Source organism: [Clostridium] citroniae WAL-17108 (assembly GCF_000233455.1).
GTDB classification, from domain to species: Bacteria; Bacillota; Clostridia; order Lachnospirales; family Lachnospiraceae; genus Enterocloster; species Enterocloster citroniae.
Window position 1 is genome coordinate 353,629 of sequence record NZ_JH376423.1, and the last position, 12,171, is coordinate 365,799.

General features: G+C 52.2%; 9 protein-coding genes. 8 read left to right on the forward strand and 1 reads right to left on the reverse strand.

From position 1 onward, the window contains the following. The first annotated feature begins 80 nt into the window (after positions 1-80). From HMPREF9469_RS16795 to HMPREF9469_RS16805, 3 genes are read left to right on the forward strand one after another with little or no spacing between them, the layout of a single operon-like run. Positions 81-1,247 (forward strand): pyridoxal phosphate-dependent aminotransferase, encoded by a 1,167-nt coding sequence (locus tag HMPREF9469_RS16795; RefSeq protein ID WP_007863988.1) that lies wholly within the window; start codon positions 81-83, stop codon positions 1,245-1,247. Continuing rightward, positions 1,247-2,866 carry a cobyric acid synthase gene (locus HMPREF9469_RS16800; RefSeq protein WP_007863990.1) on the forward strand — a complete coding sequence of 540 codons (1,620 nt, stop codon included), beginning with the start codon at positions 1,247-1,249 and terminating at the stop codon, positions 2,864-2,866. Before HMPREF9469_RS16795 ends, HMPREF9469_RS16800 begins: the two co-directional genes overlap by 1 nt. A gap of 39 nt (positions 2,867-2,905) precedes the next feature. Next, positions 2,906-3,565, forward strand: coding sequence for a precorrin-8X methylmutase (locus HMPREF9469_RS16805; protein WP_007863991.1), 660 nt, complete (start codon positions 2,906-2,908; stop codon positions 3,563-3,565). Positions 3,566-3,567: 2 nt separating this feature from the next. Here HMPREF9469_RS16805 and HMPREF9469_RS16810 read toward each other — a convergent pair whose 3' ends face one another. Beyond that, positions 3,568-4,974 carry an amidophosphoribosyltransferase gene (locus HMPREF9469_RS16810; RefSeq protein WP_007863992.1) on the reverse strand — a complete coding sequence of 469 codons (1,407 nt, stop codon included), beginning with the start codon at positions 4,972-4,974 and terminating at the stop codon, positions 3,568-3,570. A 239-nt stretch (positions 4,975-5,213) separates the two neighbouring features. Between HMPREF9469_RS16810 and HMPREF9469_RS16815 the strand changes: the two genes are divergently transcribed. From HMPREF9469_RS16815 to HMPREF9469_RS16835, 5 genes are all read left to right on the forward strand, one after another. After that, complete coding sequence (locus HMPREF9469_RS16815) at positions 5,214-6,851, forward strand: response regulator (RefSeq protein ID WP_007863993.1); 1,638 nt, start codon at positions 5,214-5,216, stop codon at positions 6,849-6,851. Positions 6,852-6,862: 11 nt separating this feature from the next. Next, complete coding sequence (locus tag HMPREF9469_RS16820; RefSeq protein WP_007863994.1) at positions 6,863-8,647, forward strand: sensor histidine kinase; 1,785 nt, start codon at positions 6,863-6,865, stop codon at positions 8,645-8,647. A 1-nt stretch (position 8,648) separates the two neighbouring features. Then, positions 8,649-9,620 carry a substrate-binding domain-containing protein gene (locus tag HMPREF9469_RS16825; protein ID WP_007863995.1) on the forward strand — a complete coding sequence of 324 codons (972 nt, stop codon included), beginning with the start codon at positions 8,649-8,651 and terminating at the stop codon, positions 9,618-9,620. Positions 9,621-9,674: 54 nt separating this feature from the next. Next, a complete protein-coding gene (locus tag HMPREF9469_RS16830) occupies positions 9,675-10,709 on the forward strand; it encodes a galactose ABC transporter substrate-binding protein (RefSeq protein ID WP_007863996.1) in 1,035 nt (344 codons plus the stop codon). A gap of 305 nt (positions 10,710-11,014) precedes the next feature. Beyond that, the gene (locus HMPREF9469_RS16835) at positions 11,015-12,142 is read left to right on the forward strand and encodes a galactose ABC transporter substrate-binding protein (RefSeq protein WP_007863997.1); all 1,128 of its coding nucleotides are present in this window, start codon (positions 11,015-11,017) and stop codon (positions 12,140-12,142) included. Positions 12,143-12,171: the final 29 nt, after the last annotated feature.

The window sequence follows — 12,171 nt, forward strand, 5'->3', positions numbered from 1 at the left end:
CCGGCCCAATTTATAACCGGCCCAATAAAAGAAAACATATCTGCCCTGTGTACCAAGGGTAAGGAGAGGAGAAGAGATACATGGAATACCAGCACGGAGGAGACATTTACAGCCGGGAAATAGATCTGGATTATTCTGCGAATATCAATCCCCTGGGCTTGCCTGAAGGGGTTAGACGGGTGCTGGCCGGTTGCCTGGACACAGATGTGTGCGGCCTGTACCCGGACAGCCAATGCAGAAAGCTGAGAAAAGCACTGGGCAGACACCACCAGGTCCCGGAACAGTGGGTCATCTGCGGAAATGGGGCGGCGGATCTGATCTTTGGACTGGTGTATGCCTTAAAACCCGGACGGGCCCTGGTGACAGCGCCTTCATTTACTGAGTATGAACAGGCGCTGAGAGCATGGGGCTGCTGCCCGGACTACCTGTTCCTGGAGGAACAGGCTGGCTTTGTCCCCGACATGGACCGGCTTGTATCCACGGTTTTGCAGGCAGGACAGGAAGGAGCCCCCTATGATATGGTGTTCCTGTGTAATCCCAATAACCCCACGGGTATCCCGGTGCCCTCCCGGGCTGTGGCAAAGGCGGTATCTGCCTGCAGACAGACCGGCACCCTGTTGGTGGTGGATGAGTGTTTCTGTGATTTCCTGGATCAGCCCCAGCTGTATTCGGTTATACCGGATCTGGGAGACTACGGGAACTTGTTTGTGCTCAAGGCATTTACCAAACTGTATGCCATGGCAGGGCTTCGCCTTGGCTACGGGCTTTGTTGTGATGGGGCATTGATGGAAGCCCTTCAGATGGTCCGACAGCCCTGGTCAGTGTCCGGTCTGGCCCAGATGGCTGGGGAGGCTGCCCTTGAGGAACAGGAATATGTAGAGAGGACGAGAAAACTGATGGGGACAGAGAGGGCGTGGCTTACGGAGGGGCTGAAAAAACTGGGCTGTACCGTGTATGATTCCCAGGCAAACTATGTGTTTTTTAAAACAAAACTGGGGGAGGAGCTGGGCCGCCGCCTATTGGAGAAAAGGGTCCTTATACGCAGCTGCGGCAATTATCCGGGCCTGGACGGTTCGTTTTACCGCATCTGCGTAAAAAACAGGGAGGAAAATAAAGATTTGCTGGGGCATATGAGGGCTGTTTTTGCAGAAGCATCCGGGTCACGGGAAAAAACAGACTTCGGGACACAGGAGAATACAGATTTAGGAACACAGGAAAATACAGATCTCATAGGGGGAAATTCATAATGGCAAGATCGATCATGATTCAGGGAACAATGTCCAATGCGGGAAAAAGCATCCTGGCAGCCGGCCTGTGCCGTATCTTTATGCAGGATGGATATAAGACCGCTCCCTTTAAATCACAGAACATGGCGCTGAATTCCTATATCACCTCAGAGGGGCTGGAAATGGGCAGGGCCCAGGTGGTCCAGGCCGAAGCTGCAGGCGTCCCTCCCTCCGTGGACATGAACCCTATTCTGCTCAAACCCACCACGGACGTGGGCTCCCAGGTGATCGTCCACGGCATTTCCAGGGGGAATATGAAGGCAAAGGACTATTTTGCCATTAAGCGCAGCCTGGTGCCTGACATTATGGCATCCTATGAGCGCCTGTCCAAGGCGTATGATATTATAGTGATCGAGGGGGCAGGGAGCCCGGCTGAGATCAACCTGAAATCAGATGATATTGTTAACATGGGACTTGCGGCCCTTGTGGATGCCCCGGTGCTTCTGGTGGGGGACATTGACAGGGGAGGCGTGTTCGCCCAGTTGTACGGCACCATCGCTCTTTTGGAACAGGAGGAACGTGACCGGGTCAAGGGTCTTGTGATCAACAAGTTCCGGGGGGACAAGTCCATACTGGATCCCGGAGTCCATATGCTGGAGGAACTTTGCCATATACCGGTGGCCGGAGTGGTCCCCTACATGGATGTGGATATTGAGGATGAGGACAGCCTGAGTACACGGCTGGACAGCAGCCGGGATTTGGACAGCGGGGAATCGGGTATGATAGACCTGGCTGTTATCCGTTTTCCACGCATATCCAATTTTACGGATTTTAATGTGTTTTCAAGAATCCCGGGAGTGTCCCTCCGCTATGTGGCCAGGGTCTCTGAACTGGGAGCCCCGGACATGGTGTTCCTTCCCGGCACTAAGAATACCATACAGGATCTGCTGTGGATGCGCCAAAATGGCCTGGAGGCGGCTGTGTTAAAGCTGGCGGACAGGCAGGTGCCTGTGTGGGGGATCTGCGGGGGATATCAGATGATGGGGGAACGATTAAAGGATTCCCAGGGAGTGGAGTCTGACGGGAACAGGGAGATTGCCGGAATGGGGCTGCTTCCCCTTGGGACCGAGTTTTATGAAGAAAAGGTGAGGACACAGGTGGAAGGCTCCTTTGGGGAACTGGACGGAGTGCTCCAGCCATTGTCAGGCGCATGTATTGAGGGATATGAGATCCATATGGGGAGAACCGCCATAGACAGGGAAAACGGAGCCATGGACACAGCGCGGCTGGTATCCTGGCGCCGGGAGCCGGAAATCTGCCGGCCCATGGTGTACCTGATGGAAAAACAGACAGGGGAGGCAGGGGGAGGCGACCGGAAAAAGGTAAAGACAGACGGATGGAACAGGGGAAATGTCTACGGCGCGTATGTCCACGGCGTGTTTGATGCGCCCGGTATTGGGGAGAACATTATTAGCTGCCTGGCAAAAAAGAAGGGCTTGTCCATGGAGACGGTAACCAACGGGGACTACAGATCCTACCGCGGGCAGCAGTATGACAAGCTGGCGGATATACTCAGGGCCAGTCTGGACATGGATGCTGTCTATGGGATCATGGGCCTGCCGCCAAGGGGCAGGAACTGAATGATTGGCTGAAGGAGCCGGAAAAGGAGAAATCACAAAATGTTAAACATACAGTTGGAACAGGTGCTTCCTTCCCAGATCGAGCACCGCAGCTTTGAACTGATACAGCAGGAACTGGACCACATGGGGATCAGGCTGGATCCGGAGAATGAACTGGTCATCAAACGCGCCATCCACACCACGGCTGATTTTGAATATGCGGACAGCCTGGTATTTTCCAGCCATGCGGTAAAAAAAGGCATGGAAGCCCTGAAGCAGGGGGCGGTCATTATAACGGACACGAACATGGGAAAATCCGGGATCAATAAAAGGGCGGCTTCTGCTTTGGGAGCAGAGGTGCTCTGCTTTATGGCGGATGAGGATATTGCCAGGGAGGCAAAAGAAAGGAAGTGCACCAGGGCGGTTGCCAGCATGGAAAAAGCAGTCCGGCTGTTTGGGGCGCCGGAGGGTACACGCCCCTGTATATTTGCCATAGGCAATGCCCCCACAGCCCTGATACGGCTCTATGAGCTGGTAAAGGAGGGACGGATAAAGCCCTCGCTGATCATCGGTGCTCCTGTGGGATTTGTGAATGTGGTGCAGTCCAAGGAACTGGTCCTCACATTGGAAGATACCCCCTATATTGTGGCCAGGGGAAGAAAGGGGGGCAGCAATGTGGCTGCCGCCATATGCAATGCCCTCCTGTACCAGATAAAATAATATTATTTTTTGCCGCTCCAGCAGTAGGTGCAGAGCTTGCAGGGGGAGATTCCGATGGCTTCCACCAGATCGTCCAGCCTGTGATAGCGCAGTGAGGTGAAGCCCAGATGGTTCCTGACCACCTCCACCATCTCCCGGTAATTCCTGCTGTCAGGGTCGGCGTAATCGGCAAGGAGCTGGTCGGACACGCAGTCGCCCTCCCTGTCCTTTATGATCCTCCTGGTGATCAGATCCAGTTCAGAGGAAGATCGGGAAAAGTTCAGATAGGGACAGCCGTACATCAGAGGAGGACATGCGGGACGGATATGCACTTCCTTGGCGCCGCTCTGATAGAGCAGCTGGGTGGTCTCCCCCAGCTGGGTGCCCCTTACAATGGAGTCATCGATCAGCAGCAGTTTTTTGCCGCGGATCAGCGCATTTACAGGGATCAGCTTCATGCGGGCAATGAGGTTTCTGTCCCCCTGGTTCTGGGGCATGAAGGATCGGGGCCAGGTAGGAGTATATTTGATAAAGGGACGGGCAAAGGGAATCCCTGACGCATTGGCATAACCAATGGCATGGGCAATGCCTGAGTCAGGCACGCCTGCGACAATATCGGGCTGGGACTCGTCCCGCCGGGACAGAAGCTTTCCGCATTGGTAGCGCATGTTCTCCACATTGACTCCCTCGTAGGTGGAGGTGGGGTAACCGTAATACACCCACAAAAAAGCACAGATCTTCATGTCCTGCCTTGGAGGACTCAGGGTCTCCACGCTCTCTGGCGTGATGTATACGATCTCTCCGGGTCCCAGTTCCATATAGTCGGAATAGCCCAGATTGATATATGCAAAACTCTCAAAGGAAGCACAGAAGGCGTCCTCCTTTTTTCCAATCATAACAGGAGTCCTGCCGTACTTGTCCCTGGAAGCGTAAATTCCCTGGGGGGTCAGGATCAGTATGGTCATGGAGCCCTCGATCCGTTCCTGGGCATAGAGGAGCCCTTCCACAAGTGTGGCCTTCTGGTTGATCAGGGCTGCCACCAGTTCCGTGGCATTGATCCTCCCGTGACTCATTTCCATAAAATGGATATGACCGTTTTGGTAAGCGTCCTGTACCAGTTCCTGCAGGTTGTTGATCTTGCCCACGGTGGTGATGGCAAAACTGCCAAGGTGGGATTGGATCAGCAGGGGCTGGGGTTCATTATCGGAAATACAGCCGATTCCCAGGTAGCCTTCCAGTTCAGCTAAATCTCCATCAAATTTCGTGCGGAAGGGAGTATTTTCAATATTGTGTATGGACCGGGTAAATCCCTGTTCGCCGTACACGGCCATTCCGCCCCGTTTTGTTCCCAAATGGGAGTGATAGTCCACTCCAAAAAATAAATCCAGCGTACAGCTGTTCTTAGATGCAACACCAAATATTCCGCCCATGCTAGTACCTCTTTATTTTTGGTCTATAATTCTGTCTGTTACAGGACTAATCATAACATATATTAGCAGTGAAGGACAATATGATTGATATATTATTTATACTTATCATACATCATAAGCAGCCCGGACATTTCCGGCAATTGCAAAATACAGGGACTCATTGTATAATTTGATAGGATACCCTTGTCTGTTGAGGGTACGATCGGTTTGATCACTACGAAGAAAAGGGGCGTTCATACATGGATTTATACAGGATCATTCTGGTGGATGACGAGGAGGAAGTCAGACAGAGTATTATAAGAAAAATAAACTGGACAGAGGCCGGTTTTAAGGTGGTGGGGGATGCGGAGAACGGAGAGGATGCCCTGGAAAAGGTGGAAGCCCTGGAGCCGGACCTGATCCTTACGGATATCCGCATGCCATACATGGACGGATTGACCCTGGCGGAACGGGTGCGCCAGAAATATCCCTCCATTAAGATCGTGATCTTTTCAGGGTATGATGATTTTGAATATGCCAAACAGGCCATTAAGCTGAACGTGACCGAGTATATACTTAAGCCGGTCAATGTGGAGGAGCTGACAGCCATCTTAAAGCGGATCAAAGCCAACCTGGATGAGGAGATCGAGCAGAAGAGGAATGTAAACCTTTTGCGGGAAAATTATATTAAAAGCCTGCCCATCCTCAGGGAGCAGTTCTTAAATGAACTGGTGAGTTATCCCATGCCTGAGACGGAGGTGGAGGACAAGCTGAGGGAGTATGCGATCCCCCTTTCCGGCGCCAAAAAGTGGGTGGCCGCGGCCATTGATATAGAGCCTGAGGAGATCCGGGACGGTGTCCTGCTTCCCCTGCACAAGGAAAAGGACCTGATCCCCATATCCGTGATGCAGCTTGTGGAAGAAAAGCTTAAGAATTACTGCCGGTGCGCCCTGGCCACTTCGGCGCGCACCGCGGAGTCTGAGATCGCGGTCATTGCGGCAATTGATGAGGAAAACAGCCAGACCGGACTGATCGATGTGCTGGGTGATGTGTGCAAGGAAACCAGGAAGATCCTGGAGGTGCCCATCACCATCGGCATAGGGCACGGATGCCAGAAGCTTTCCGATATCAGCAGTTCCTATAAGGCGGCTGTGGATGCCCTTGGATATAAAGCCATTGTGGGCAGCGGAAGCACCATCTATATCAATGACGTGGAGCCGGTGAGCAGCGGAAAGCTCCAATTTGACGGCAAGGATGAGGCAGAGCTGATATCCGCCATCAAATTCGGGCCAAGGGAAAAGATAGAGGCGGCGGTCCAGACCATTATTGACAAGATGAGCGATGCCAAAGTCCATTTCCGCCAGTGCCAGGCGTACATGCTCAGCGTGTCCAGCAGCATTGTACAGATGATCCAGCAATATGACCTGGATATGGAACAGCTGCTGGAAGAAGGGTCTGAAAGGGAGGATACCTTTGCCATCATACCCAGGATGCAGAAACGGGAGGATTTCAGCCAATGGCTTTTGTCCGCGTCCCTGCGCATGAACCAGGTGATGAACCAGGAACGTGACAACACCATGAAGCAGGTAATCCAGAAGGCCAAGCAGTATATCATGGACAATTACCAGGATCCGGAGCTTTCAGTGGAAAAGATATGCCGCCATCTGCACATGAGCCCGGCCTATTTTTCCACCATGTTTAAGAAGGAAACAGGACAGGCCTATATTGCATACCTGACCGAGGTGCGTTTGGATAAGGCCGTGGAACTTCTGGGCAAGACCGATGACAAGACATATATCATTGCCGCCAAGGTGGGCTACCAGGAACAGAACTATTTCAGCTATGTGTTTAAGAAACGGTTTGGAATCTCCCCCACAAAGTTCAGGGGAACTAAATAAGGAGTAAGACCATGCTTTTTAAAAAGCAGCAACTCAATCTGCAAAAGGCCAGTATCCGGTATATCATATTCATATATTTTACCCTGACGGCCCTGGCGGCCAGCGTGTTTATCGGTGTCTCCCTGTACACCAGGCTGTCGGGCCAGATGGCGTCTACCATTCAGGAGGAGAACCAGATCCTGATCAACCAGATCAACCGTTCCATGGACTCCTATCTGCGCACGGTCATGAAGCTGTCCGATTCCCTGTATTACGGCGTCATAAAGAATGCGGACCTGTCGGACGGTTCCATTGGCAGCGAGATCACACTGCTGTATGACAATAATAAGGATAATATAGAAAATATCGCCCTGCTGTCCAAGGACGGGCAGATGCTGGAGGCCGTTCCCGCGGCCCGTTTAAAGACCAATGTGGATGTGAGGTCTGAAAACTGGTTTCAATACACCCTGGAAAAGACGGAGAACCTTCATTTCTCCACGCCCCATGTGCAGACTATTTTTGATGCCAGCGAAAACCAGTACCGCTGGGTCATTTCCCTTTCCAAGGCAGTGGAGATCACCCAGGGGCCTTCCACGGACCAGGGGGTCCTGCTCATCGATATCCGATACAACAGCCTGGAGCAGCTTTTTGACGGGGTGAACCTGGGAAACGGGGGCTACGTGTATCTGATCAGCAGTGACGGGGAGATCATCTATCATCCCAGGGCCCAGCTCATAGACTCAGGTCTGGCCCAGGAAAACAACCTGGAGGCAGCCGGGCTGAGGGATGGGAATTATGAGACTGTATTTGGCGGAGAAAAGCGGATCGTCACTGTAAAGACCGTTGGATATACGGGCTGGAAGATCGTGGGCGTCACGCCCTTGGATGGGATGTCCCTTAACAATATCAAGACAAAGCTCCTGATCATTTTTATCATTGCATTTGTTTTGTTCATTCTTTCCATTATCAACTCCTACATCTCCACCAGGATCACGGACCCGATTAAGGAACTGGAAAAGGCGGTAAACGAGATCGAGGAGGGAAACCTGGAAGCGGAGGTGAAGATGGTGGGCTCTTATGAGATACAGCATCTGGGCACATCCATCCAGAACATGGCCAGGCAGATACGCCGCCTGATGAATGATATTGTGGCCGAGCATGAGTCCAAGCGCAAAAGCGAATTTGACACCCTCCAGTCCCAGATCAATCCCCACTTCCTCTATAACACCCTGGATATCATTGTGTGGATGATTGAAAATGAAAAGCAGTCCGAGGCCGTCAAGGTGGTGACGGCCCTGGCCAGGTTTTTCCGTATCAGCCTGAGCAAAGGAAAAAGCATCATCCCTGTCAGGGATGAGCTGGAGCATGTGCGCAATTACCTGATGATCCAGCACATGCGGTATAAGAATAAATTCACCTACACCATAGAGGCGGATGAGGATGTGATGGATCTGGCCAGCCTGAAGCTGATGCTGCAGCCCCTGGTGGAAAATGCCATCTATCACGGGATGGAGTTCATGGACGGGGACGGGGAGATACGGATCCAGGCGTGGCGCCGGGAGGGGGATCTGTACATGAGCGTGTCCGACAACGGACTTGGCATGACAATGGAGCAGGTGGAGCGCCTGTTCTCAGCGGCAGACCATGCGCCTTCCCGCAGAGGGTCCGGCATTGGGGTTAAGAATGTGAACGAGCGCATCAGGCTCTATTTTGGCAGCGGCTACGGGCTTGCGATCCGGTCGGAGCCGGATGAGGGGACCACGGTGACAGCCCACCTGCCTGCTGTGCCCTACGAGGACCTGAAGAAGGAGGTATGATATGTCAAATAAGGAAAAACTTCTTTGGTGCATCTATGCCGGCGTGCTGATCCTCCTTTTTCTCATGTCCTCCACGGACCTGATCATCAAGGAAAAAAAGGTGGAGATCCTGCCCATATCCGTGATCATAGAGGATGCCAGCGATGATTATTACGTTAATTTTAAGAAGGGAATGGAGATGGCGGCAGAGGAATTTCACGGTGATGTCAGCTTTATCACTCTTTATGCCACCAATGACCAGGAACAGCAGATGGAACTGGTCCAGAGGGAGATACGCGATGGGGCAAAGGCCATTATTCTGTCCCCTGTAAATGAGGCGGAAACCGTGATGGCGCTGGATGCCATGAGCCCCAACTGCCCCATCATCCTTTTGGGGGCGCCGGTGCCCAGTGAAAGCGTGGTGGATACCATTGCGGCGGACAGCTTTGGGATGGGGCAGATGGCGGCCCGGGCAGTGACGGCCCAGGCGCCTTCCGATGTACCCGTATATCTTTTCACCGAGGGCCTGTCCTATGGGGATAATACCAATGTATATGATGGGGTGAGGTCGGTGCTGGACGATCACGGATTTACCTACAGGCTGGTGGAAAAGAGAACGGATGACACCTACAGGCAGGCCATTGAGGAGACCGTGTATCCGGGGGACGGGCGGATCACCGTCATAGCCCTGGACACCCAGTCCCTGAATGAGGTCAACCAGATCGTGGACGGAAGTACGGTGTACCAGGCTCATGTGGCAGGGCTTTACGGGGTTGGCAGCACCACCTCCATACTGGGGGGACTGGACAAGGGGATCATAGACGGACTTGCCGCATACAATCAGTTCGATATGGGGTATCTCAGCGTGAAACGGGCGGTAGAAGCCATTCAGGGCAGCAGGCAGAGAAAGCAGACGCAGCTGGATGCCGTCTATGTCAATAAGGAGAACATGTGGGATAAGCAGTATGAGAAAATGTTTTATCCCATTGAATGACAAGGTGTACTTCCGGAATGATTGAGAAGTATGCCAAGGAGCAGGGAGGATGTTATGAAAAAACACTGGTTTTACGGAGGCGCTGTCTGCCTTGTTGCTTTAGCTGTCCTGTGGGGGATATGGTCTTACAGCAAAGGGCAGGAGGCTAGTACGCAGAAAAAAACCTCCATGCGCATCGGCGTTCTGCTGTACAGGGGGGATGACACATTTATCAGCACCCTGCGTACGGCCCTGGAAAAGCAGGCAAAGGAATACGAACAGGGGACCGGGATCAAGGTGACGCTGGACATTATGGATGCAAAGAGCAGCCAGAATACCCAGAACAGCCAGGTGGAGCGCCTGATCTCCCTGGGCTGCGATGCCCTATGCGTAAATATCGTGGACCGGTCCGCGGCCTCCATTATCATTGACAAGGCCATGGCGGCCGGAATTCCCGTGGTGTTCTTTAACAGGGAACCGGTGGAGGAGGATATGAACCGCTGGGAGAAACTGTACTATGTGGGGGCGGACGCCAAGGAGTCCGCGGTCCTTCAGGGACAGATCCTGGTTGATGCATACAGGAAGAATCCGGAAACCCTGGATATCAATGGGGACGGCATGGTCAGCTACGTGCTGCTGGAGGGGGAGACCAGCCATCAGGATTCCCTGATCCGCACCGAGTGGTCCATCCAGACTTTAAAGGACGGCGGCGTCCCCCTGGAAAAGATCACAGGCGGGATCGCCAACTGGGAACGCAGCCAGGCATCTGCGCTGATGGACCAGTGGCTGGACGAATATCCGGGTCAGATAGAACTTGTGATCTGCAACAATGACGATATGGCCCTGGGAGCCATTGATGCCATGGAGCGGAAGGGGATTGTGGGAAATTCCATCAAGCTGGTGGGGATCGATGGCACGCCCGTGGGCCAGGAGGCGCTGGAAGAAGGAAAACTCTTCGGCACCGTGGAGTCGGACAAGCAGAAATACGCAAGTGTGATCTTTGATATTGCCTCCAGCCTTGCCATGGGAAAGGACGTGAAGGACAAGGTGGACCTGGAGGACGGCAAATATTACTGGTGTCCCCAAATTGCATTGACAAAGCAAAGATAGGGGATGTGGATGGGAACGTCTTGTGCAATATGGCATAAAAAACATATGCACAAGGCGATTTTGGCAATATATGGAAGATAAAATGCGAAAAAAATGAGAGAAAATATAAAAAAAATCGAATCATACGCTAAAAATCAAAGAAATTTTATAATGGTTCTTAGAAAATCATATGGAAAAATGCATAATCCGGACGTATAATATGCTTGTCGTTAAGGAAAAACCACCAAACCCGCTTGCGGTTTACTCCATTGTGGATATTCCTGATCACGGCAAAATAATACTTTATGTAAGGGAGGATTTATAGCATGAGATTATTTAAGAAGGCAACAGCAGTTGCAATGGCATCCATGATGGTTCTGTCCATGGCAGGATGCGGAAGCAAACCGGCAGAGACCACAGCAGCCCCAACAGAGGCAAAGACCGAGGCAGCAACCGAGGCGGCTTCAGAAGCAGCCAGCGAGGCAGCTACCACAGCGGCAGAGGCGACTGGAGATGCAACAGATGTTGCTGATAAGAAGGTAGGCATCAGCATTTACAAGTTTGATGACAACTTCATGACACTGTACAGGACCGAACTGGAGAGATATCTCACAGAGGATCTTGGATTCAAGAAAGAGAACGTAGTTATCCAGGACGGCAAGGGCGATCAGGCAGAGCAGACCAACCAGATCCAGAACTTCATCACACAGAAGTATGATGTTCTGATCCTGAACCTGGTGCAGGCTTCTTCCGCACCTGAGATCACCGATATGTGTAAAGATGCCGGGATCCCGGTTGTATTCATCAACCGTGAGCCGGATGTAGCTGAGGAAGAGAGATGGGCAAGCGAAAGCATCAACGCTACCTACGTTGGCTGTGACGCTAGACAGTCCGGTACATACCAGGGCGAGGAAATCCTTGAGACATCCAACAAGGGCGATATCAACGGGGATGGCAAAGTTTCCTACATCATGATCCAGGGCGATCCTGAGAACGTAGATGCTCAGTACAGAACCGAATTCTCCGTTAAGGCTCTTACCGATGCCGGCGTGGAAGTAGAAGAACTGTTAAAGCAGCGCGGTGACTGGGATCAGGCTAAGGCTCAGCAGATTGCACAGGATGCTCTGAACCAGTACGGCGATAAGATCGAAGTTATCTTCTGCAACAACGATGCTATGGCACTGGGCGCATTACAGGCAATCGAGGCAGCTGGCCGCAAGGTTAACGAGGACATCTATCTGGTAGGTGTTGACGCTCTTACAGAGGCTGTTCAGAACGTACTGGAAGATAAGCAGACAGGTACCGTATTTAACGATCACTTCTCACAGGCTCGTATGGCGGCTGACAGCGCAGTTCAGTTCCTGAAGGGCGAGAAGGTAGAGCCGGTTAACATGGTAGACTATATCAAGGTTACCAAGGACAATGCTCAGCAGATTCTGGATCAGTTAAAGTAATAATTAACATCTAGTGATTGAAACCGGGT